Raw genomic sequence first — 20806 nt, forward strand, 5'->3', positions numbered from 1 at the left:
GCGTTGGTATGATCAAATGAAAAAGGCTAAACGCAAGCTGCCAACGTCCGAACCGCATTAGCCCAAAGGTCACCAGTGATCAGGTTGCAATGAGTTGTCACAAGGCGGCTTGCACGATGTATCCATGACCGTGGCCGGAGCATTGATCTTTGTATGATCAACGCTCCGGATATCTTGTTTAGGCACGCATATTGGCGCCGTTTGCGTCGTATAGAGGGCCGCCAAGCACCTCGGCGTCGTAGAACTCACCCAGTATTTCGATCTGAAGCTTGGTTCCGGGTGCTGCGCTTTCACTTGCGACATATCCCATTGCCATCGATTTTCCGACGCGGTGGCCATATCCGGCCGCATGACCCTTTCAGGCAGGCCAGTTAGAACCCTTTTTGCTTTGTGATCCAAAGCTCGCAATGCCCAACAGTTGTATCGGGCATCGCAGCGATTACCGCCGGAGAGGAGGGGCCTTGCCCCTGCTTCTCTGGCATCTGTTTCCGCATCAGCTTGCCTCGGCCAAAAGGCTGGCGTTGCCGCCTGCGGCAGTGGTGTCGACACAGACGTGGCGTTCCATCACGCAGCGTTCGCCGAAATCGTTTTCGGTGGCCAACGGGATAAGGGCGCCGTCACGATCTGCCAGCGCTTTCCTGATGGCGCGCTGTTCAGCCTCTGACCCCCAGTAAACAACAAGGTCAAAACCACTGAGTGCGGTCAGAGAAGCCGGGTCCAGAACGCCATCTATCGCTCCGGCGCCTTGTGCCCCAGGCGCGACAGTGATTGGAACGCAGCCATGCGCGCGTACAATCGACGCCTGCTGTTGCGCGGCGGCAAGATTGGGACCCAGGCACAGAACCTTACCACGACCATAGGTCGACAGGACATTGGATTCCCCGGTCGGGCCCGGCAGCTCAGAGGTGCTGAGCGCCAGCCGTTCAGGTGCCGCTGTTGCGTCAACCGTCTTTTGAACATCACCCAGCGAAGCGGTGGTTCCGGTTTCGGCCGGAAGCTGGCTGGAGGCCCCTTGGGTAAAGCGTTTTACATAAGACGGGCCGCCCGCTTTTGGCCCGGTTCCCGAAAGACCCTCACCCCCGAACGGCTGTGATCCAACGATCGCACCAATCTGGTTGCGGTTGATATACATGTTGCCTGCGTTTACCCGTGAAGTGACCTGCTGAATCCGGTCATCAATCCGCGAATGCATACCAAAGGTCAGACCGAACCCGGTTTTATTGATCGCATCGACAACCTGATCCAGTTCGGAGGCTTTGAAGGTCGCGATATGCATGACCGGGCCAAAGACCTCTTTCTCCATGTCGCCGATACCCGAAACACGCAGCACGGTGGGCGGCACGAATGTGCCTGTGTCGGGCACAGCAAGCTGTTTCAGGACACGGCCTTGACTGCGTGCAACCTCAATATAGTCCAGAATTTCTTTCTGCGCACCACCCTCGATGACCGGGCCGACATCCGTGCGCATGTCCCATGGGTTGCCGATGACCAACTCGTCCATCGCGCCATAGAGCATTTCCTGAACCGTATCGGCGACATCTTCTTGAACGTAGAGTATGCGTAGGGCCGAGCAGCGCTGACCTGCGGATTGAAACGCAGATGCGACAATGTCCTTGATGGCCTGTTCAGGAAGCGCGGTGGAGTCAACGATCATCGCGTTCAACCCGCCAGTTTCCGCGATCAGCGGCGCGCCGGGTTCGATGTCCTGGCTCATCGCGCGGTTGATGGTCTGGGCGGTGAATGTCGAGCCGGTGAAGCAAACGCCGTTGACGCGGGGGTCAGACGTCATCTTGGCGCCGACAACGGAACCACGGCCCGGGATCAGTTGCAGGCTGCTGATAGGCACACCTGCTTGATGCATCAAACGCACACCGATTGAGGCGATGATCGCCGTCGGTTCAGCAGGTTTTGCAATCACGCCGTTGCCTGCCGCAAGTGCCGCCGCAATCTGGCCCGAGAAAATCGCCAGAGGGAAGTTCCAGGGCGAAATACAGGCGATCACACCCCGCGCCGGGCGGTTCAGCTCCAGCGCGCGCGCTGCGTAGTAGCGCAAGAAATCAACGGCTTCGCGCAGCTCAGCAATGGCATCCATCGGGGTTTTGCCGGCTTCCCGCGTCAGGGCCGCGAAGATCTCACCGAAGTGTTCCTCGTATAGATCCGCAGTCTTGTTCAGAACGTCCGCCCGCGTTTGGGCATCCGCGCTCCAGGCTTTTGCCGCGCTCAGCGCCGTTTCCATGTCTTCTGCAGCGGCCTGCTTTGCGGTTCCCAGCTTATCCGCGTGATCCGCGGGGTTGATCACGTCAAGAACACGATCACCGACGACTTCACCTTCGATGATTGGGCCGACATTCCAGACGGTGTCTAGGAACGGGGTGCGGGCCTGTTCAATCTCTGCCAGATCGGTTGTGTCATGCAGATCCCAACCGCGCGAGTTCGGGCGTTCGGTCCCGTACAGAGCATCCGGCATCAAGACAGATGTATTGCGGTCCGGGGTGGCGATTGTTTCGAACGGATCGGTGGCGATGGCTTCGGCTGGAACAGCCTCATCGACAATCTGGTTCACGAAGGAAGAGTTCGCGCCGTTTTCCAGCAGCCTGCGGACCAGATAGGCCAGAAGATCGCGATGCGCGCCCACCGGGGCATAGATCCGGCAACGGGTTCCTTCGCCTTCCAGCACCAGATCGTGCAGCGAATCTCCCATGCCGTGCAGGCGCTGGAATTCAAATGCACGCGTGTCATCCGCCATTTCCAAAATGGCTGCGACAGTATGCGCATTGTGGGTGGCAAACTGCGGATAGATGCGATCCGTCATCTCCAGCAGTTTTCTGGCGCAGCAGATATAGGATACGTCGGTTGCTGCTTTCCGCGTGAACAGGGGGAACCCGCCAAGCCCTTCGACCTGTGCCCGCTTGATTTCCGTGTCCCAATAAGCGCCTTTAACCAGACGCACCATGATTTTGCGATCAAGTTCAGTGGCCAGCGCGTTCAGCCAGTCCAGAACATGCGCTGCGCGCTTTCCGTAGGCCTGAACCACGACACCAAAACCATCCCAGCCCGCCAGCGATGGATCGCGCAAAACGGCTTCGATCACGTCAAGCGACAAATCCAGCCTATCGGCTTCTTCCGCGTCGATATTCAGGCCCATGCCTGCGTCTTTCGCTTGCTGAGCAAGTTTCAGTGTCAGCGGCACCAGCTCGGCCATGACCCGGTCTTTCTGACCGACTTCATAGCGGGGGTGTAGCGCGGACAGCTTGATTGAGATGCCCGGGTTTTCACGAACATCCTTGGACCGGCATTCCTGTGCCAAAGCTGAGATGGCATCCTGATAGGCGACGAAGAACCCCTTTGCATCTGCTGCCGTAAGTGCTGCCTCACCCAGCATGTCGTAAGAATAGGTGTAGCCTTGCGCTTCTTTCTTCTTGCCGCGCTTGACCGCCTCTTCGATGGTTTGGCCCAGAACGAACTGCGCGCCCATTTCCTTCATCGCACGCCCGACGGCGGCACGAATGACAGGCTCACCCAAGCGTTTGACGGCGCCCTTCAGGGTCGCAACAAGGCCGCTGCCTTCCTGAAGGACCTTTCCGGTCAGCATCAAGGCCCATGTCGATGCGTTGACCAGTGAGGATGAAGAATTGCCAAGGTGCTGGCCCCAGGCCGAAGGTGCAATTTTGTCTTCGATCAGGGCGTCGATCGTATCTGCATCCGGCACACGTAACAGCGCCTCGGCCAGACACATCAGGGCGACACCTTCGCTGGTGGACAGACCGTATTCGGCCAGGAAGACCTCCATCAAGCCGGGCTTGTCATCTTCCCGGATTGATTTCACCAGAGCTATTGCACGGTTCCGCGCAGCTGCACGATCAGACGCTGTCAGCTCAGCCGTTTGGATGAGTTCCCTCAGGGCCTCGGATTCGTCACGTAAGTGGTTCTGGCGAATTCGGTTCCTGATTGTTGTTAGCTCTGACATTGCAGCCCTCCTTAATTCTCTGCTCTTTGCAGCTTGCCGCGCATGTTAGCAGAGTCGGGGAAATCGTGTTGCCTAAATAAGCGGGTTTAATTAGATAAAAGAACCAAAGTTCTGGAATCTGATAGGTGAAATAGTGGGGTATTTAGGTAATGCTAGGCAATTAGATCGATATGATCGTGCGATCATTTCGATTCTCTCACAGGAAGGCAGAATACCTGTTACGGAATTGTCGATGCGGGTTGGTTTGTCAAAAACCCCATGCCAAATCAGGCTGAAGCGTTTGCAGGAGGAGAGGGTCATCCTGGGATTTCAGGCCGTCATCAATCCGGCGAAGCTGGACCTGGAGCAAGTTGCCTTTGTCGAGATCAAGCTGTCCGACACCACCGAGCCCGCTTTGTCCGCGTTCAATACTGCGGTGCGCAAGGTGCCAGAGGTTGAGCAGTGCCATATGATTGCGGGGGCGTTCGACTACTTGATCAAGATCCGAACATCGAACATGCGGACATTTCGTGAAGTACTGGGAAAGGCCATTTCTTCCCTGCCAAACGTCGCCAGTACGTCGACCCATGTCTCAATGCAATCGGTCAAAGATAGCGAAACATTTTAGGCGGGGTCGCAAGCGCGGCGTCGGTGCACTTGCTCTGCGGATTTGAAAGGTCGTGCCGAATGGCGTGCTTTGGTCGGGGTGAAACCTACCGCCCGGCAATCTTTTTCGAGATCCGGATGATGTCATCCGCTTCGTGTTGGGTCAGCCCGATCTTGGAGAACACTTCAGAAGATACTCCGCAGCTCTTGATCCAGATACTGCGCCCTGCGTCTGTCAGGGTGACGATTTTCTGCCGTTCATTGCCCGCCTGAGTTTCCCGCCGTAACAGGCCTTTGTCTTCCAATCGCCGGAGGAGGGGCGTCATCGTTGCGCCGGTAACGTCCAGCCGTTTGGCCAGGCTTGAGATGGAAACGCCATCCTGCTCGGACAAAGCCATCAATACCAGGTACTGCGTATAGGTCAGGCCCTGAGCCTTGAGAAGCGTCTGATAAAAGCTCTCAATCTTATGCGACGCAGCATAGACCGCAAAGCAAAGCTGGTTGTCCAACCGAACCTCGGTGTCTTCTGTATTCTCTTCTGGTATCGTCAAAGCGCTGACCTTCACATTTTGTTGTGCACCTTATGTAGCATAAGGAAATATTACTTGCAAATAATTAGTAACCTAAATATTAGTGAGCTAGTGTAAGCGATTTGCGAGGAGAAGATGATGAAACCCACCATAATGGCCTTGTGCGTGTCGGTTGCGGCGTTGCCAGCTGCCGCCGATGGCGATTTCGACTTTGAAAACGGTTTTGCGGCGTTTGAGCAGCTATTCGGTGTGACCGAAGGCAAGCGTCGGAATCACACCAAAGGATTCTGTGTTGAGGGTGCGCTAACGCCGGTGGATGCGGCGATCAAAGAGTACTCGAACAGCCCTTTGTTCTCTGAAACTTCTTCGGTCATCGCGCGAGTGTCGCACAAAGGTGGCAAAGCCAATCCTGCAGACGACAAATACGGCCTGTTGGGCTTGTCGATGCAGATCGAGACGCCAGATGACGATCTGCATGTGATCGCCATGAACACCGAACATTTCTTTCCCGTACCCACAGCCGATGCGTTTATCGGGCTGTTGCGTGCTAAGGCTGTAGGTGGCGAGGCGACAAAAGCCTTTGCTGCGGCCAATCCTTCGTTGAAAAAATACAGTGCCTATCATGGCGCTTTGGACAAAACCCTGCGCCCGTATGAGGGCACGAAGTATTTTAGCGTGAACTCGTTCCATTTGGTAAATGAGGCCGGTGACGAAACGCCAATACGTTTTGACTTTCGCCCATCGGGGGAGGAGGGGATCGTAGTGGATACCCACCCGGATTTCTTTCTTGAAAACATGCAAGCCAATATTGCCAATGGTGGCGTGTCCTGGGACATGGTGATCACGTTGGCCAATCCCGGCGATGCGATTGATGATCCGTCGATCCAGTGGACCGGAGAGCACACGGAGATCGTTGCCGCCCGCTTCACTGCCGAGGCCGCTATGTCCGAGTCGGATGGCCAGTGTGATGAGATCAACTTTGACCCGCTGGTTCTGAGTGAGGGTTTCGCCCCGTCAAATGATCCGATGCTGGAGGCGCGTTCGTTGATTTATGCGCACGGTGTTGGAAAGCGGCTTTCAGAACAAGAATAACAGGTTAGGCGAACCCACTCGCCGGGCGGGCTTCCACAGATACCCGACATGCGTGCGCGCTGCGGAAGGAAGCCCGCTTGGCCGGGGTCGCCTGAAAAACAAACGTTTAGAGAGAGACAGCAATGACTCAGCCAGCAAAATTGATTGATGCTTTGAATGGCACATTTGGCCGTCACGAAGGCTATCGCGCTTCCCATGCAAAAGGGTTTTCAGCCAGGGGGCGGTTCATTCCGCTGACACAGCGCTCAGGCGTACAGGTTCCGCTTCTGGAGCAGGGCCAAACCGTCCTCGCGCGGTTCTCTGTTGGGGGCGGTAAGCCCGGTATCAGCGACAAAAGCCCGACCGTCCGTGGTATCGGGTTGGAAATTGGGCAAGGTGACGAACGCTGGGCTATGGCGCTGATTTCCAATCCGGTGTTCTTTGCCAACTCTGCCGATCAGTTTCGTGCGTTTTTGGCGGCGCGGATCCCGGACCCGTCAACAGGTGCCCCTGATCCGAAACTTGTGCAGGCGTTCAATGAGGCAAACCCAAATACCGTACCTCATCAGGCGTACCTGAAGTCGACTGCGCCCTGCCGCTGCTATTCGAACGAGGAGTATCATTCAGGACACGCATATCGCATCGACATAGACGGCCAGCCGGTTGCGGCGAGACTTATGCTGAAGCCCGAGGCCGGGCGCATTGGGTTGACCGAGCAGGAGATGAACGAGCTTCCTGATACGTTCTTGTTCGACAGGTTCCTGGGTAAGTTGAGCGATGCGCCGGCGCGTTGGTCGGTGTGTTTGGTTCTGGCGAATGATGCTGACGAGCTAGGTGATCCGACTGTGCCCTGGGAGGGTGTGCATTCAGAGATCGAGCTTGGGACGCTGCAGATTGAGCTGCCGGATGACCGGGCAGACAGTGTGAAAAAGGTGTTTGACCCGGCGCATATGCCTCAGGGTGTCGCGGCGCCGCAGGATCAGGTGTTTTCGTTGCGCAGCGCGGCCTATGCAGAATCCTTTGCAAGGAGATCCGGCTAACAGCCGGATCAATGGGGGTGCGACATGCAATCCCATAATAGGCATTGACAATACCTATTATACAGCGCAGATAGCAGGTATCTGAAAAACGGCGATACCGATGATACCTGCCCAAGCACCCAAACCAAAAATGTTTGAGATCAGCGCCAGCGAAATTGGGGCACTTGTGTCCCAATTCTACGCGCGGATCAGAGTACACCCTGTATTAGGGCCCGTGTTCAACGAAGCGATTGAAGATTGGCCTGAACATGAAGAAAAGATCGCATCTTTCTGGCGAGGCGCTATCCTGCGGGAAAATGGTTATACGGGAAACCCGATGCAGGTTCATCTAGCGAATTCAGACATCTTGCCAGAACACTTTCCAATGTGGCTTGCGCTGTTCGAAGACACCGCCACACATGTTCTTGAACCAAACGCAGCCGAAGCGTTCTCGGCTCTGGCCAATAGGATAGGCCGTGGATTGTCATTCGGGATTGAGAGTTTTCGCCAACCAGTTGATACCCCGCCGGTGCTGTCATGACGGACTTGGTTTATGCAAAGGCACGGGTCCTGTCTGATCCACCTCTCCAGGTTGTCAAACGCTGGCTGGGCGCAGGGTGGGGCGACCTGAAACGCAATCTGGGCTATTCGCTGCTTTATGGCGGTGCGCTTGTTGTGCTGGGCTGGGTTTGCATTGCCATTCTGATGGTCAATGATCTCGGTTGGGTTCTGCTGCCTTTGCTGGCTGGCGGTGTTCTGGTTGGTCCCTTGGCTACAATCGGTCTTTATTCCGTCGCCAGTGGCAAAGCGGGCCGCAAAGCGGCCACGGGTCAGATTGCGCTGATCGGTGCGATCCTGATGGTCTTTGCCCTGACTTGGATTCGCGCAGCGACTGTGATGTTCGCCATCGTCTACGGGCTTCGCCCATTTTCCAGCTTTGCGGATACTCTGTGGCTGATGGTGAGCACACCATCAGGATGGGCGCTTCTGATTGCGGGCTCTTTGGTCGGAGGGCTTTTTGCGGCCCTCGGATTTGCGGTATCGGCGTTTTCACTGCCCATGCTGGTGGACCGTAAAATTGATGGATTCTCGGCAATGGGCCTCAGCTTCAACGCCACCACTCACAATTTCCAGCTTTGTCTGTGCTGGGGAGCCATCATCACTCTTCTCACTTTGCTTGGGGTGCTGACCGGCCTGTTGGGTCTGATTGTCGTGTTCCCATTACTTGGATACGCGACCTGGCATGCTTATGCCGAGCTTTTTCATGGAGATGCATAAATGACCGATGCGCTGCCAGAAGGCGTGGTGCACTATGCGACCTCGCGATTTACACATGAGAACCTTCCGAAAAACCTGCGCCAGGATCACAGCACCAAAGCAGGTGTCTGGGGTCAGATCGCGGTACAACAAGGACAGCTGTTGCTGTGCCGTGATGACAAGGATGGTCTGTTCTTGGATGGGGGGGATACCGCGGTGTTGGGTCCACAGGAAATTCATTCAGTGAACCCTATTGGTGAAGTCACGTTCGAGGTGCGGTTCCACCGTCAGGAGATGTCCGATGCAGCGTGAAGGTTCTTTTGAAGACGCAGCCGTCCTGTGCGCCCTTGCTGTGGTCTTTGTTGGTGGTGTGGCGATACTGGGCTGGGGCATTCCCATCGCCTACGTGCTGCACGGATGGTTGATTGCCATCGCGGCCGGCTGGGGCCTGATGTGGATGATCAATCGGCTGAGCGAAGCCTCGAAAGACATCCCGCTGGAGTACAATGACAAAGTCATTCGCTTTGGTGTGATCGCAGCGCTGATCTGGGCCATCATAGGGTTCACCGTCGGTGATATTCTGGCCTGGCAGCTGGCGTTTCCCGCGTTGAATGGCGATATGTTCTGGTCGAATTTTGGCCGTTTGCGCCCAGTTCATACATCCGCCGTGATCTTTGGGTTTGGCGGTAACGCTCTGATTGCCACGTCATTCTATGTCGTGCAGCGCACGTCGCGGGCAAGACTGGCCAGTGAAACGCTGCCCTGGATGGTGTTCTGGGGTTACAACCTGTTCATGGTCCTGGCGGCTTCGGGATATCCAATGGGTATCACGCAATCCAAGGAGTATGCAGAACCGGAATGGTATATGGATCTGGTGCTGCTGATCGTCTGGGTCGGTTATCTGGGCCTTTACCTGAAAACCCTTTCGCGCCGGTCCGAGCCGCATATCTACGTGGCCAACTGGTACTATCTGGCCTTCATCGTGGTGATCGCGATGCTGCATGTGGTGAACAATCTGTCGGTGCCGGTGTCTATTGCCTATCCCAAAAGCTACTCGTTGTTCTCGGGCACACAAGATGCGATGACGCAATGGTGGTATGGCCACAACGCGGTGGGCTTCTTGTTGACGGCCGGGTTCCTTGGGATGCTGTATTACTTCCTGCCCAAGGCCGTGAACCGCCCGATCTATTCCTACCGTATGTCGATTGTCGGGTTCTGGGGGATCACCTTCCTATACCTCTGGGCCGGGTCACACCACCTGCATTACACCGCTTTGCCTGATTGGGTGCAGTATCTTGGGATGAGCATGTCGATCATTCTGCTGGTGCCCAGCTGGGCCTCGGTGTTCAACGGAATCCTCACCATCAACGGCGCATGGGACAAGGTGCGCACCGACCCAGCCGTGCGCTTCATGATGGTTGCCATCCTGTTCTATGGGTTGGCGACGTTCGAAGGTTCGTTCATGGCGATCCGCCCGGTGAACTCGCTGAGCCACTATACGGATTGGACCGTTGGCCATGTGCACGCCGGCGCGCTGGGATGGGTTGCGTTCATCACCTTTGGCGCGATGTACAAACTGGTGCCCTGGATATGGAAGCGCGAGGGCGTGTATTCCGAACGGCTGGAGGCTTGGCACTTCTGGCTCGCTCTGTCCGGCACGCTGATCTATGTCGGCGCGATGTGGAACAGCGGTATCACGCAATCGCTGATGTGGCAGACCTATGATGCGGACGGGGCGTTCCTGTATTCCTTCCTCGACAGTGTGATCGCCATGCACCCCTATTATGTTGCCCGCGCCATCGGGGGGCTGCTGTATCTGATCGGCGCCTGTATCGGAGCTTACAATATCTACATGACTGTCAGCGGACCGCGCCAGACCGAAACTCAGCAAACCGGACCGCTGATCCAACCGGCGGAGTAAAGGCCGATGAGCACACAACACCAGAAACTTGAACGCCACTCGCTGGGCTTTGCCATGGCGATACTGCTGGTCGCCTCGATCGGTGGTATCGTTGAAATCGCGCCCCTGTTCACAATTGAAAACACGGTGGAAGATGTCGATGGGATGCGGCCCTACACGCCTCTGGAACTGGCGGGGCGCGACATCTATGTGCGCGAAGGCTGCTACGCCTGCCACAGTCAGATGATCCGGACATTGCGGTCCGATATCGAACGCTATGGGCACTATAGTCTGGCGGCAGAAAGCATGTATGATCACCCGTTCCAATGGGGATCGAAACGCACGGGGCCCGATCTGGCCAGGATCGGGGGCAAATACTCGGATGACTGGCATGTGGCACATCTTGAGGCCCCAAGGGAGCTGGTCGAAGGTTCGATCATGCCCGGCTATGCGTTCTTGTCCGATACGCGCCTGGAAACCGGGCATTTGCCAGCGTCGTTAAAGGCCCTCAGCCGCGCTAGCGTGCCGTATACGGATACTCAGATAAAGGATGCCGCAACGGATGCCGCCCGACAGGCAGATGCGGAACAGTATTTCGAAGGCGAGCTGCAGGAAAGCTATGGCGAAAATGTTCAGGTCCGCGACTTTGATGGCCAGCCGGACAGGCTGACCGAGATGGACGCGCTGGTCGCCTATCTACAGGTGCTGGGGACCCTGGCCGATCTGGACAGCTTGGACCTAGAGGAGATCAACCGATGACACATGACGCGGTTCTGGTGTTCTCGAAAACCTGGGGCGCTATTTATTTGCTGGTTGTATTCCTGGCCGCCGTTCTTTGGACTTACTGGCCGTCGCGCCGGAAAGTCTATGATGATGCTGCGCAATCCCCGTTGGACGGGCAGGAGGACCAGCCATGGCGCTAGAGGAAAAAGATCCTGTCTCGGGCACCGATCTGACGGGACACGAATGGGATGGTATCAAAGAGCTGGATACACCGGTCCCACGGGCGGCGCGATGGGCGCTGTGGATCAGTATTTTTATCGCAGCGTTGTATTGGGTGTTCTACCCTTCCTTTCCGGGCGCGCGCGACTATGCCAAAGGGTTGCTGGGCTACTCTTCGCGATCCGAGGTCGCTGCGGAGCTTAAACAGGCGGATGGAGAGCGTCAGGCGAGTTTCGCGCCCTTTGAAGCGGAAAACATCGAAGAACTGGCGGCTGATCCAACGCTTGAGGCACGGTATAGCGCGTCGATTTCCAAGCTTTACGCCGACAATTGCGCGGCGTGCCACCGCAATGATCTGAAGGGTCAAATAGGGTTTCCCAACCTTGTAGACGGTCATTGGCTGTGGTCGGGTACACCGGAAGAGATCGAAGCAACCATCCGCTACGGGATCAATGGGCAGCATGACGATACGCGCCTCGCTCAAATGCTGGCCTTTGGGGCTGATGGTCTGCTTGAGAAACCTCAGGTGTCGGAGGTGACCGAGTTCGTCTTGTTACTGTCCGGGCAGCCGCACGACGCGACCGCAGCCGAAGCCGGCCAGATTGTCTTTGAGGAAAACTGCGCGTCTTGCCATGGCGATGACGGTCGCGGCGGGTACGAGATTGGGGCACCCGATCTGGGAGATCAGGCCTGGATCTACGGTGGCGACCGCGAGGATATCTACAAAAGCATCTACTATGGCCGTCAGGGTGTGATGCCTGCGTGGCAGGGTCGACTGACCGATGCACAGATCAGAATGCTGACCCTGTATCTGCTGTGGAACGCAGAAGATGCGCCAAGCTGAGGAAAACCCAAGATTCAGAAGGGCCATGTATCTGATGATACTGGCCCTTCTGGCCGGGTACATTGGCTTCAAGGCCTGGCATCTGTCCGTGGCCTTCGATGCCTGGGATGGCCAGGAAATTGAAGGATCAGTTCCCGGCGCCGCCAAGTGATGAGTGGGCCGGAGCGCGAACCATTGGCTCGCGTGTAACGGCCTCAGGCAGAGAGGCGGCTCGCCTCTAAAGAGCGGATCAGATTTCTCATCCCCCGATTGCCTTCCAAAACATCTTGCAGCGTTTTGCCGTCTATCGCCGCAAAAAAGGCCTCTTGCGCTTCATTGAGAATAGGCAGCAAGCCGCATGCCGGAGTCATCACACAACAGCTCCCACCTTCTTTCATGCATTCGACTAGGGGCGTCCCACGCTCGGACTTGCGTAATAGCTGACCGATGGAAATCGCTTCGGGCGGAAGGGCCAACCGCATCCCCCCATTCCGGCCGCGCACGGATTCCACATAGTTTTCATGGGCAAGCCACTGCGAGATTTTGGCCAGATGGTTGAACGGCAGGTTCTGCATGGCCGCAATCTCGCGCGTCGACATTAACCCCTCTTCGTGCGTGGCGAGGTGGATCAGGATGCGCAGGGCGTAATCTGAGAATTTGGTTATCTGCATACGTCTTTTTCTCACAAAAAATAGGATTTGAAAATACCTATTTATTGACGTCGGCAAGAATCGACTATAATACGCATTACTAATACCCAATAAAGGAGAAGGCTCATGCAGCCAGTTGTATTATTGATCTCATTGATCCTGATGGCGGTGCTGTCGGTCATCTTCTGGCTGGCGGCGCGCGCCGCGCAAGGCGATGCGCCCGGACCAAAGGCGAATACCAAACGCACGGCATTGATTTGGGCGATGACGATCGTGGGCGTGATCGTCTCGGTCGGGTCGTTGCGGCCATGGCCGCATGCATTGGCCTCCACGAGTGATGCGATGGACGTGCATGTCAGCGGTGGCCAGTGGTGGTGGGATATCGACACCACGGAAATCCCCTTGGGCACACCGGTCAATTTCAATGTCACGACCGAGGATGTCACCCATGGCATGGGCATCTATGACAGCGACCTGACATTGCTGACACAGGTGCAGGCGATCCCCGGCTACACCACCAAGGTCACCTACACCTTCACCGAACCCGGCACCTATCAGCTGCTGTGCATGGAGTTCTGTGGGGTGGCCCATCACGACATGGTCAATGAATTCGAAGTAGTAGCGGCGGAGGAATAAATGAACACTGCATCTGAACCAATAGCGGCGGCACACACCGCAGCAGAACCTCAGGCCGGAGCGGTCAAGCTGACCATGATCCTATCAGGTGCGGTTTTCGCGCTTATGATGATCTTTGGTTTGATCATGCGCGCCGCGCAAAGCCAGTGGATCGAGCTTGATCCGGCGCTTTTCTACCAGATCCTCACCGCCCATGGCGCAGGTATGGTCGGGACTGCCGCGCTGTCGGGTGCCGCGATCATGTGGTATTTCTGTGGTCGCCATGTCGCGCTGTCTGCCGCGATTTTCTGGGCCTTTCTAGGTCTCTTCCTGTCGGGTGTTGTCCTGATCCTCGGTTCGATCTTTATCGGTGGATTTGGCGGCGCATGGACGTTCCTTTTCCCTCTGCCGGCCTTGTCGGGCGGCGCCTGGGAGGCCGGAGCTGCCGCAGCTTTCATGCTGGGCTACACCGCCATCGGCGTCGGTTTCCTGCTGTACTATCTTGAACTCGGGCGGCAGATCCATGCCCGCTATGGCAGCCTTGCACGGGCGCTTGGTTGGAACCTGATCCTGGGACGTGCCGATGACGCCCCTCCACCGCCCACCATTGTCGCGGCTGCTGCTGTGACCATTTTCAACTCGATCGGCATCATTCTGGGTGCGGCCGTTCTTGTGGCCAGCCTGGTGCATCTGCTGGTTCCGGGTTTTGAGGTCGACGCGTTGCTGGCGAAGAACCTGATCTACTTCTTCGGTCACGTCTTCATCAACGCCTCGATCTATATGGCGGTGACTGCGGTTTATGAAATCCTGCCCGAGTACACCGGCAAGCCCTGGAAATCGAATCGCCTGTTTGCGATCGCCTGGAACGCTGTTCTGATCTTTGTGATGGCGGTTTATTGGCACCACCTGTTGCAGGACGTCGTTATGCCGCCCTGGATGTTGGTGGTCGGACAACTGGTATCCTACTTCAGCGGCATCCCCCTGATCGCGGTCACGGCCTTTTCGACCTTCCTCTATGTGCGCGGGTCAAAGATGACCTGGGACCTGACGTCATCGCTGCTGGTTCTGTCTGTGGCGGGATGGTCGGTAGGGTCAATCCCGGCGTCGATTGACGGAATGATCAGCGTGAACAAGGTAATGCACAACACCATGTGGGTTCCCGGTCATTTCCATACCTACCTGCTATTGGGTGAGGTCGCGATGGCCTTTGGTTTCATGGCATGGCTGGTGCGCGGCAAAACCATTGCCGAGATGGGTGGATTGGATCGCGCGGCTTTTGTGACTTACCTTGCCGGGGCTGCCGGGTTCGTGATTGTGTTCCTGTTCTCGGGTGCGGCGTCGATCCCGCGTCGCTGGGCAGTGCATTATGACGAATGGCTGACCCATGACCGGATTGGCACTGTCTTCAGCGCGCTGGTTGTGCTGGGCACGCTGATCTTCGTCCTGCGCTATGTCGCGCGCCTTGGGCGGAGCAACGGGTGATGTTGCTTCGTGTCCTCCCTTCGGTGGCAATCGCCTGCATGGGCGTCGCGGTGCTGTGGCAAGCGACCGATGGCGCGCAGGCCTTCACCAGCGAGGCCGCCCGCAGGCTGGATGTGGTGCGCGCACCACGTCCGGTCCCGGTGGTCCAGCTAGAGGACATGTCAGGGCAGCGGGTGCCCCTGCTGCCGACTTCAAACGAAGTAGTTCTGGTGGAATTCATCTACACTGTGTGTGGGGATATCTGCCAGATCGCAGCGGCGGATTTCGCCGATATTCGTGATCAGCTGGAGCTGCGGAATGTTCCGGTTCGGATGATCTCGGTCAGCTTTGACCCCGAACGTGACACGCCAGAACAGATGACCGTTTATGGCGAAGCCCATGATGCGGACGGGGATATGTGGACTGTGGCGCGCCCCAGTTCAACGGACCTGCCCGGTTTGCTTGATCTGTTTGATGTCACGGTCATTCCTGATGAATGGGGCGGGTATCAGCACAACGCGGCTATCCATGTGATTGATCCAGATGGGCAGTTCTCTGCCGTGTTCGACACCGATGCCGTCGATGCGGTGCTGAACCATCTGACGGAGCGTGAATCATGAGGATGATCTGTTTGGCGGTCCTTGCCACAGCCGAGGCGGTGGCGCTGCGCGCCACTGTTGTCGAAAGTCCGATCCAGCATGTTCTGGTGCAGATGCCGTTACTGGTTCTGGCGGGTGTGCTGCTTGTGTGGGACGTTCGCGCCCGCCGCGATCACGCGATCCCCTTGCTGCTTGTGGCGCTGACGGTCTTTCTCTTCTGGATGTTGCCGCGCAGTGTTGACTGGGCGCTGACGCCCAGTGGCGAGGTCGCGAAATACCTGAGCCTTCCTTTGTTTCTGGGTGTTCCGTTGCGACTGTCCTGGCCTCATCTGGGCCCGGTTCTGCGTGGGTTTCTTAAGGCCAACGCGCTGTCGATGCTGGGTGTGCTTGGCTTCTTGTACACCCACGCACCGATCAGAATCTGTAACTCTTATCTGGTTTCGGCACAGCAGGATCTGGGCCTTGCCTTCCTGTACCTCGCGGCAGGCCTGGCCTGCCTCTGGGCCTTCCCGATCTTGTTTGGACATGCGCATGACCAAAGGCCGACCCCGGCCGATTGCGCAATTTGTGGAGCGTAAACACGATGACCTATGCGGACACTGTTCGGGGCTTTGCGGAACTGGCACAAAAGAAAAGCGCCAGCCTGCAATCGGACCCGATCGCCTTTTTGATCCTCGCGCTGAAGGCCGGAGCCTTCGTCGGCGCAGGTATCCTGCTTATCTTTTCAGTGGGGCAGGGGGTTGATGCCTCGATCCGCCCGATTGTCATGGGGGCCAGTTTCGGCATCGCGCTGACGCTTGTGGTGTTTGCAGGCGCCGAGCTTTTCACCGGACACACCATGTACATGACTCACGGTCTTCTGACGCGAGCTAGCAGCCTGTCAGATCTGCTGCGTTGCTGGATTGCCAGTTGGGCGGGAAACCTGACCGGGGCAATCTTGCTGGCCCTGTTGTTTGTTGCAGGCGGAGGCGGGCTTGTCCTGGGGGCAGGTGAAGACGCGCTGTTGTACAAGGTTGCCGCAAAGAAGATGCACGGCACAGGCCTGGAGCTTTTTGCCAAAGCTATCCTATGCAACTGGCTGGTGTGTCTGGCCCTGTGGTGCTCGGCGCGCGCAAAAGATGATGTCACGAAATGTATCATCATTTTCTGGTGCCTCTACGGATTCATCGCAGCAGGCTTTGAGCACAGCGTGGCCAATATGACCGTGTTTGCGCTGGCCCTTTTTTCAAATCACCCCGATAGCATCTCGTTTGCGGGTGCAGCCCATAACCTGACCTTCGTCACGCTTGGGAATGCGTTCGCTGGCGCGGGGATCATGGGCTACGGCTATTGGCGCGCAGCGTCCAAGCCCGTGCTTGGGACCGTCGATACCGTTGACGCGGACGAGAAGCTGGTTTCCCGAGGATGATACACATGGAAAAGACTGCCTCCACCGCCGAGAACAAGCACCTGCGTGCCGCGTCTGCAATTGCAGAACTTCCACTGGCAGCCCTCACATTCATTTGGGTGGGCGCAGCGATTTCCGGCAATATGATCGCCGCCCCGGCAAAGTTTCAGGCACCGTCTCTGACCATGCCGGTGGCTTTGGATGTGGGTCGTATGCAGTTCCACTGGATCGGACTGTTTGAAGCGTTGTGCGTGTTGGCGCTTGTCGGGCTTCTGGTGTGGAGCAGATGCAGGCCTGGGTTTCCGTTGCTGGCAGGCATCGCCGTTTTTGCGTTTCAGCGGCTTTGGATCATGCCATCGCTGGATGCAAGAACGCTGTCGATCATTGCCGGTCACCCGGTCGGAGAAAGCCATTTGCACCTGGTCTATGTTGCGGCGGAAATCCTGAAGATCGGGTGTCTTATCTGGGCAGGGGGCCAGGCCATGACCTCGATTAGCCGCAAACTTAATACCAGCGCCCGGCCGTCGGAATCTTGAAACAGTTACAAACCGCTCACGAAAGGAAAGGTTGATCTCATGAGAGATATTGTTTTGGCTATCACATTGGTATTGGGAAGCGTTCAGACCGCTGTTGCCGAAGGCGATCCCGCCGCTGGCGAGAAGGTGTTCAAGAAATGCGCGGCGTGCCATTCGGTGGACGAGAGTAAGAAGAAAGTCGGCCCCACGATGCAGGGCGTCTGGGGTCGCGAGGCCGGTTCGGTCGAAGGGTTTAAATACTCCTCTGCCATGGCAGAAGCCGGGTATGCCTGGGATGACGAACACCTGACCGGTTTTCTTGCAGCACCCAAGAAATACCTGCCGGGTACCAAGATGTCGTTTCCGGGGCTGAAAAAACCGGAACAGATCGAGGATCTGATCGCCTATCTCAAAACGCTGCAATAGGGCGGTGTGGGTTGGTCAAATTCGACTAACCGAATACTTCATCTCTTCTGAAATCGAAAATGGCGGGCAAAGTGTTGCCTGCCATTTTTGGTTGCATTGCCCGATCAAAAAACAGTTTGGTTCTCGCCTAGAATTCAGAGAACAAACCGGCGCTGCAATGGGTGTATGCGGAACTGATCATTCCGCCAAAAGTGCCGAGAGATCAGCTGCCCCTTTTTGCAAAATCTGCAAAAAAGACATGAGGCTATCGACATCATGACGCTGGGTTGGCGCATGAACGGAAAGTGTTGCGACTAACCTGTCCTGCCCATCCTGAACCGGCACTGCAAGTGCGGTCATCCCGGTCATGAACTCTTCATCATCGGTCGAGTATCTGTTGTCGGCGATACGTTGAATTTCCGTGCGTAACGCGTTGGGGTCAGTCAAAGAGCGTTCGGTCTGCGGTTGCAGATTGCCAGCCGAAAGAAAGCCATCCAGCGTTTTTTGACGCAATGTGGACAGGTACATCTTGCCACTGGCGGTGCAATGAAAGGGCACTTGTGTCCCGACGGGCAATTGAATGCGCAAAGGCCATTTGGTTTCGACCCGGTCCAGATAGATCATGCCTTCACGGTCCGGGGTGGCGAGGTTGCAGGTCTCGCCGACTTGTTCGGCTACGCTGCGCAAGATCGCCAGACGCGCCGTGCGCAAGTGTTCGGACGACATCGTATTGACCGAAAGCAACCTTAGCCGGTGGCCGGGGCCGTATGAGCGACCATCCAGGTCACGCTGCAGGAACCCTTCGGCCTCGGCGGTTTGCAACAAGCGGTGGACCGTTGGCTTTGCCAGTCCCAATGCGTCGATAAGATCAGATGGTTTTACGGCAACCCCGCGCCGCGCCACCTCCTCTAGTATGAGGAGAAGGCGCAAGTTGGTCGGGATCTGAGTTTCTTTTTCTTGTGTTTCCGTCAGGGCCATCCCGCAACAGTCTAGTTATTTGGCAGCAGGATCAAGGCCAGATCGGGCACAAGCGAAACCAAAATCCATACCGACAGCAAAGACACTAGATAAGGTACGGTGTATCTGAGCAGACGGAAATAGGGCACGCCGGTCACGCCTGAGGCGACATACAGGTTCAGCCCGTAAGGCGGCGTAATGAAGCCGATGGACGCGCCGACCAGGAAGATCACCGAGAAGTGGATCGGATCAATGCCAACCGAGGCTGCGATTGGGGCCAGGATCGGGGCCAAAATAATTGTTACCGGCAGGCTCTCCAGCACCATACCTGAGAAGAAAACGATCACCATCGAGGTGAACAGAACCGCATAATAGCCGCCCATGGAGGTCACAAAATCACCGATTGTTTGCTGAGCACCCAACAGGGACAGGATCTGCTGCATCACAACCGAAACGGCGATCAGCGGTGCAAGGATACCTGTGATCTGGGCCGAGCGAATGACGATTGAGGGGATTTCGGGGATCGTGAAGCCCTCGACCACGAACATCTCGGCAAAGGTCTTCTCGGTTGGCGGGATGTCGTTCCGCGCGCCCATGATGCGGTTGATCGGATAGCTGACCAGACCTGCGATGACGCAGAAACCAACCGTCACGCCGGCCGCCTCTGTGGGGGAGAATTTACCAGTGTAGATGCCCCACAGCACCAGTCCGATAGCGAAAAAGCCCAGCCATGCCCCGAACGCCGTTTTTAGCACACGGTTCAACTGTAGCGGGATCAGGTGGCCCCAGCCGTTCATACGACAGATGATCCAGCAGGCAAATTGCATCCCGATGACCATCAGCGCGCCGGGCAGGATGCCCGCCACGAATAGCTCGGAAATCGGCAGGTTCATCAGGAACCCGTAGACGATAAAGATAATGGACGGCGGGATGATGATCCCAACAGTCCCGCCCGCCGCAGCGGTTGCGGCGCTGAATCGTTCATCATAGCCGCCCTTGACCATCTCGGGGTGCAGCATTGAGCCGATGGTGGCTGTTGTCGCCGAGTTCGACCCCGAGATTGCTGCAAACAGCCCGCACGCGCCCAGCGAAGCCATCGCAAGCCCGCCCCGTATCCAGCCCAGACAGGAATAGGCGAAATCGCTAAGCCGTCGCGCGATACCGGACTTGTTGATCAGATCGCCGGTTAGAATGAAGAGTGGCATCGCTAAAAGGGCAAAACCTTTGTTGAAAACATTCAGAAGCTCTGCACCCATGTTGTCCAGCGTCAGGCCAAGGACAAAGGAACAGCCGATGACCCAGTAGCCGATGACCAGAAGAACCGGTACGCCCAGCATGAACAGAAAGGTGACCCCAAGCGAGATCAGTGTGACCATGGTTCCATCTGTCATCAGTCTGCTCCGATCACGGCCTGTTTGATCAACGGCTCGCCTGTTTTCCAGTTATGTAGATCGTCGGCGAGGTTTTGAAACACTCGTCCAACCATCAAAAAGAACGACAGCGGCGCGGCCAGAAGGAACCACCACTGCATGATATTGTCGGTCCCCAGGACAATCTGGAAGTTCGAAGCTGACAGCGCCACCAACCGCGTGGTGGTCACGATGACGATGACTGCAAAGATGAACCAAAGGACTGCATCGAGTATCAGACAGGCCAGTTGACCGCCGCGGGGCATGGAGGTGCGGAATTCGCTAAAGCTCAGATGAGTGCGCAGGCGGACATTGTAGGAGGCGCCGAACCATGCCATCACCATGAACAGCAAGGGCGGAATGGTCGTTGACCAAGGTTCTTGATCATTGAATACAAACCGGTCAATCACGCCCCAGAAGATGATGAAGGCAATCGCCAGATAGGAATAGACCATCACGGACCGTTCAAAATGGCGTTCGACAAAGGGCACTTTCCGGTAGACCCACATGATGAGTAGCCCACCCAGGGCCGCGACGATTGCGCCCAAAACCCATGTCGCGTCGGATTCCAGTGCAGATTGTATCTCGAATGAATCAAAGGTGAGAAGAGCGCTAAAGATAGCGCCTATGTCTGCCCAAAATGACATGAGCCCCGTCCTCCCAGTCGGTGTTTTTTGGAACCGGCCCGAAGGGGCCGGTTCTTGAAGAGCTTAG

The 20806-nt window shown here is 56.6% G+C and carries 24 protein-coding genes and 1 pseudogene; 18 read left to right on the top strand and 7 right to left on the bottom strand.

Annotation, left to right across the window (positions count from 1 at the left end):
• Positions 1–178 precede the first annotated feature (178 nt).
• Both AC2FGE_RS03715 and putA read right to left on the bottom strand, forming a co-directional pair.
• A pseudogene (locus tag AC2FGE_RS03715) lies at positions 179–334 on the bottom strand (glycine cleavage T C-terminal barrel domain-containing protein); the annotation flags it as partial.
• Positions 335–493: 159 nt separating this feature from the next.
• On the bottom strand, positions 494–3967 hold the full coding sequence (putA, locus tag AC2FGE_RS03720) for a bifunctional proline dehydrogenase/L-glutamate gamma-semialdehyde dehydrogenase PutA (protein ID WP_496817848.1): 3474 nt from the start codon (positions 3965–3967) through the stop codon (positions 494–496).
• 133 nt (positions 3968–4100) lie between these two features.
• Here putA and AC2FGE_RS03725 point away from each other — a divergent pair, with 133 nt between their 5' ends.
• Positions 4101–4574, top strand: a complete 474-nt coding sequence (locus tag AC2FGE_RS03725; RefSeq protein ID WP_496817849.1) for an Lrp/AsnC family transcriptional regulator — start codon at positions 4101–4103, stop codon at positions 4572–4574.
• A gap of 85 nt (positions 4575–4659) precedes the next feature.
• Here AC2FGE_RS03725 and AC2FGE_RS03730 read toward each other — a convergent pair whose 3' ends face one another.
• Positions 4660–5103, bottom strand: a complete 444-nt coding sequence (locus AC2FGE_RS03730; RefSeq protein WP_496817850.1) for a MarR family winged helix-turn-helix transcriptional regulator — start codon at positions 5101–5103, stop codon at positions 4660–4662.
• Positions 5104–5220: 117 nt separating this feature from the next.
• Here AC2FGE_RS03730 and AC2FGE_RS03735 point away from each other — a divergent pair, with 117 nt between their 5' ends.
• The 10 genes from AC2FGE_RS03735 to AC2FGE_RS03780 all read left to right on the top strand — a co-directional run bounded on the left by AC2FGE_RS03735 (position 5221) and on the right by AC2FGE_RS03780 (position 12266).
• Positions 5221–6174, top strand: a complete 954-nt coding sequence (locus tag AC2FGE_RS03735; protein WP_496817851.1) for a catalase — start codon at positions 5221–5223, stop codon at positions 6172–6174.
• A 122-nt stretch (positions 6175–6296) separates the two neighbouring features.
• Positions 6297–7193 (top strand): catalase, encoded by an 897-nt coding sequence (locus AC2FGE_RS03740; RefSeq protein ID WP_496817852.1) that lies wholly within the window; start codon positions 6297–6299, stop codon positions 7191–7193.
• A gap of 214 nt (positions 7194–7407) precedes the next feature.
• Positions 7408–7713 carry a group III truncated hemoglobin gene (locus AC2FGE_RS03745; RefSeq protein ID WP_496817853.1) on the top strand — a complete coding sequence of 102 codons (306 nt, stop codon included), beginning with the start codon at positions 7408–7410 and terminating at the stop codon, positions 7711–7713.
• Positions 7710–8450, top strand: coding sequence for a DUF2189 domain-containing protein (locus AC2FGE_RS03750; RefSeq protein ID WP_496817854.1), 741 nt, complete (start codon positions 7710–7712; stop codon positions 8448–8450). The genes AC2FGE_RS03745 and AC2FGE_RS03750 overlap by 4 nt, the downstream gene beginning before the upstream one ends.
• A complete protein-coding gene (locus AC2FGE_RS03755) occupies positions 8451–8741 on the top strand; it encodes a TehB-like domain-containing protein (RefSeq protein WP_496817855.1) in 291 nt (96 codons plus the stop codon).
• Positions 8731–10350, top strand: a complete 1620-nt coding sequence (ccoN, locus tag AC2FGE_RS03760; RefSeq protein ID WP_496817856.1) for a cytochrome-c oxidase, cbb3-type subunit I — start codon at positions 8731–8733, stop codon at positions 10348–10350. The genes AC2FGE_RS03755 and ccoN overlap by 11 nt, the downstream gene beginning before the upstream one ends.
• A 6-nt stretch (positions 10351–10356) precedes the next feature.
• Entirely contained in the window at positions 10357–11088 is a 732-nt protein-coding gene (ccoO, locus tag AC2FGE_RS03765) for a cytochrome-c oxidase, cbb3-type subunit II (RefSeq protein WP_496817857.1), read from the top strand.
• Positions 11085–11252, top strand: coding sequence for a cbb3-type cytochrome c oxidase subunit 3 (locus AC2FGE_RS03770; protein ID WP_496817858.1), 168 nt, complete (start codon positions 11085–11087; stop codon positions 11250–11252). The genes ccoO and AC2FGE_RS03770 overlap by 4 nt, the downstream gene beginning before the upstream one ends.
• Positions 11243–12115: a cytochrome-c oxidase, cbb3-type subunit III gene (gene ccoP / locus AC2FGE_RS03775; RefSeq protein ID WP_496817859.1), complete on the top strand. Its 873-nt coding sequence runs from the start codon at positions 11243–11245 to the stop codon at positions 12113–12115. The genes AC2FGE_RS03770 and ccoP overlap by 10 nt, the downstream gene beginning before the upstream one ends.
• 25 nt (positions 12116–12140) lie before the next feature.
• Positions 12141–12266 carry a hypothetical protein gene (locus tag AC2FGE_RS03780; protein ID WP_496817860.1) on the top strand — a complete coding sequence of 42 codons (126 nt, stop codon included), beginning with the start codon at positions 12141–12143 and terminating at the stop codon, positions 12264–12266.
• 43 nt (positions 12267–12309) lie between these two features.
• Here AC2FGE_RS03780 and AC2FGE_RS03785 read toward each other — a convergent pair whose 3' ends face one another.
• Positions 12310–12765 (bottom strand): RrF2 family transcriptional regulator, encoded by a 456-nt coding sequence (locus tag AC2FGE_RS03785; RefSeq protein ID WP_496817861.1) that lies wholly within the window; start codon positions 12763–12765, stop codon positions 12310–12312.
• 105 nt (positions 12766–12870) lie between these two features.
• Between AC2FGE_RS03785 and AC2FGE_RS03790 the strand changes: the two genes are divergently transcribed.
• The 7 genes from AC2FGE_RS03790 to AC2FGE_RS03820 are packed head-to-tail and all read left to right on the top strand — an operon-like array spanning position 12871 to position 17747.
• Complete coding sequence (locus tag AC2FGE_RS03790) at positions 12871–13380, top strand: cupredoxin domain-containing protein (protein WP_496817862.1); 510 nt, start codon at positions 12871–12873, stop codon at positions 13378–13380.
• Entirely contained in the window at positions 13381–14841 is a 1461-nt protein-coding gene (locus tag AC2FGE_RS03795; protein WP_496817863.1) for a cbb3-type cytochrome c oxidase subunit I, read from the top strand.
• Positions 14841–15440, top strand: a complete 600-nt coding sequence (locus AC2FGE_RS03800; protein WP_496817864.1) for an SCO family protein — start codon at positions 14841–14843, stop codon at positions 15438–15440. The genes AC2FGE_RS03795 and AC2FGE_RS03800 overlap by 1 nt, the downstream gene beginning before the upstream one ends.
• Positions 15437–15997: a hypothetical protein gene (locus AC2FGE_RS03805; RefSeq protein WP_496817865.1), complete on the top strand. Its 561-nt coding sequence runs from the start codon at positions 15437–15439 to the stop codon at positions 15995–15997. The genes AC2FGE_RS03800 and AC2FGE_RS03805 overlap by 4 nt, the downstream gene beginning before the upstream one ends.
• A 5-nt stretch (positions 15998–16002) precedes the next feature.
• Complete coding sequence (locus tag AC2FGE_RS03810) at positions 16003–16827, top strand: formate/nitrite transporter family protein (protein ID WP_496817866.1); 825 nt, start codon at positions 16003–16005, stop codon at positions 16825–16827.
• 5 nt (positions 16828–16832) lie between these two features.
• Positions 16833–17342 carry a hypothetical protein gene (locus tag AC2FGE_RS03815; RefSeq protein WP_496817867.1) on the top strand — a complete coding sequence of 170 codons (510 nt, stop codon included), beginning with the start codon at positions 16833–16835 and terminating at the stop codon, positions 17340–17342.
• 39 nt (positions 17343–17381) lie between these two features.
• Positions 17382–17747, top strand: a complete 366-nt coding sequence (locus AC2FGE_RS03820; RefSeq protein WP_496817868.1) for a c-type cytochrome — start codon at positions 17382–17384, stop codon at positions 17745–17747.
• A 177-nt stretch (positions 17748–17924) separates the two neighbouring features.
• Here AC2FGE_RS03820 and AC2FGE_RS03825 read toward each other — a convergent pair whose 3' ends face one another.
• The 3 genes from AC2FGE_RS03825 to AC2FGE_RS03835 are packed head-to-tail and all read right to left on the bottom strand — an operon-like array spanning position 17925 to position 20739.
• Positions 17925–18704, bottom strand: coding sequence for an IclR family transcriptional regulator (locus AC2FGE_RS03825; RefSeq protein WP_496817869.1), 780 nt, complete (start codon positions 18702–18704; stop codon positions 17925–17927).
• An 11-nt stretch (positions 18705–18715) separates the two neighbouring features.
• On the bottom strand, positions 18716–20074 hold the full coding sequence (locus AC2FGE_RS03830) for a TRAP transporter large permease (protein WP_496817870.1): 1359 nt from the start codon (positions 20072–20074) through the stop codon (positions 18716–18718).
• Positions 20074–20739: a TRAP transporter small permease gene (locus AC2FGE_RS03835; protein ID WP_480499234.1), complete on the bottom strand. Its 666-nt coding sequence runs from the start codon at positions 20737–20739 to the stop codon at positions 20074–20076. Before AC2FGE_RS03835 ends, AC2FGE_RS03830 begins: the two co-directional genes overlap by 1 nt.
• Between the last annotated feature and the right edge of the window lie 67 nt (positions 20740–20806).

Source organism: Ruegeria sp. YTSA075, from assembly GCF_059610245.1.

Coding starts and splice junctions, on each gene's coding strand:
- AC2FGE_RS03805 (WP_496817865.1), top strand. CDS start 15,437: ATGAGGATGATCTGTTTGGCGGTCCTTGCCACAGCCGAGGCGGTGGCG.
- ccoN (WP_496817856.1), top strand. CDS start 8,731: ATGCAGCGTGAAGGTTCTTTTGAAGACGCAGCCGTCCTGTGCGCCCTT.
- AC2FGE_RS03815 (WP_496817867.1), top strand. CDS start 16,833: ATGGAAAAGACTGCCTCCACCGCCGAGAACAAGCACCTGCGTGCCGCG.
- AC2FGE_RS03770 (WP_496817858.1), top strand. CDS start 11,085: ATGACACATGACGCGGTTCTGGTGTTCTCGAAAACCTGGGGCGCTATT.
- putA (WP_496817848.1), bottom strand. CDS start 3,967: ATGTCAGAGCTAACAACAATCAGGAACCGAATTCGCCAGAACCACTTA.
- AC2FGE_RS03780 (WP_496817860.1), top strand. CDS start 12,141: ATGTATCTGATGATACTGGCCCTTCTGGCCGGGTACATTGGCTTCAAG.
- AC2FGE_RS03740 (WP_496817852.1), top strand. CDS start 6,297: ATGACTCAGCCAGCAAAATTGATTGATGCTTTGAATGGCACATTTGGC.
- AC2FGE_RS03820 (WP_496817868.1), top strand. CDS start 17,382: ATGAGAGATATTGTTTTGGCTATCACATTGGTATTGGGAAGCGTTCAG.
- AC2FGE_RS03795 (WP_496817863.1), top strand. CDS start 13,381: ATGAACACTGCATCTGAACCAATAGCGGCGGCACACACCGCAGCAGAA.
- AC2FGE_RS03750 (WP_496817854.1), top strand. CDS start 7,710: ATGACGGACTTGGTTTATGCAAAGGCACGGGTCCTGTCTGATCCACCT.
- AC2FGE_RS03835 (WP_480499234.1), bottom strand. CDS start 20,739: ATGTCATTTTGGGCAGACATAGGCGCTATCTTTAGCGCTCTTCTCACC.
- AC2FGE_RS03735 (WP_496817851.1), top strand. CDS start 5,221: ATGAAACCCACCATAATGGCCTTGTGCGTGTCGGTTGCGGCGTTGCCA.
- AC2FGE_RS03790 (WP_496817862.1), top strand. CDS start 12,871: ATGCAGCCAGTTGTATTATTGATCTCATTGATCCTGATGGCGGTGCTG.
- AC2FGE_RS03800 (WP_496817864.1), top strand. CDS start 14,841: ATGTTGCTTCGTGTCCTCCCTTCGGTGGCAATCGCCTGCATGGGCGTC.
- AC2FGE_RS03785 (WP_496817861.1), bottom strand. CDS start 12,765: ATGCAGATAACCAAATTCTCAGATTACGCCCTGCGCATCCTGATCCAC.
- ccoO (WP_496817857.1), top strand. CDS start 10,357: ATGAGCACACAACACCAGAAACTTGAACGCCACTCGCTGGGCTTTGCC.
- AC2FGE_RS03755 (WP_496817855.1), top strand. CDS start 8,451: ATGACCGATGCGCTGCCAGAAGGCGTGGTGCACTATGCGACCTCGCGA.
- ccoP (WP_496817859.1), top strand. CDS start 11,243: ATGGCGCTAGAGGAAAAAGATCCTGTCTCGGGCACCGATCTGACGGGA.
- AC2FGE_RS03810 (WP_496817866.1), top strand. CDS start 16,003: ATGACCTATGCGGACACTGTTCGGGGCTTTGCGGAACTGGCACAAAAG.
- AC2FGE_RS03825 (WP_496817869.1), bottom strand. CDS start 18,704: ATGGCCCTGACGGAAACACAAGAAAAAGAAACTCAGATCCCGACCAAC.
- AC2FGE_RS03830 (WP_496817870.1), bottom strand. CDS start 20,074: ATGACAGATGGAACCATGGTCACACTGATCTCGCTTGGGGTCACCTTT.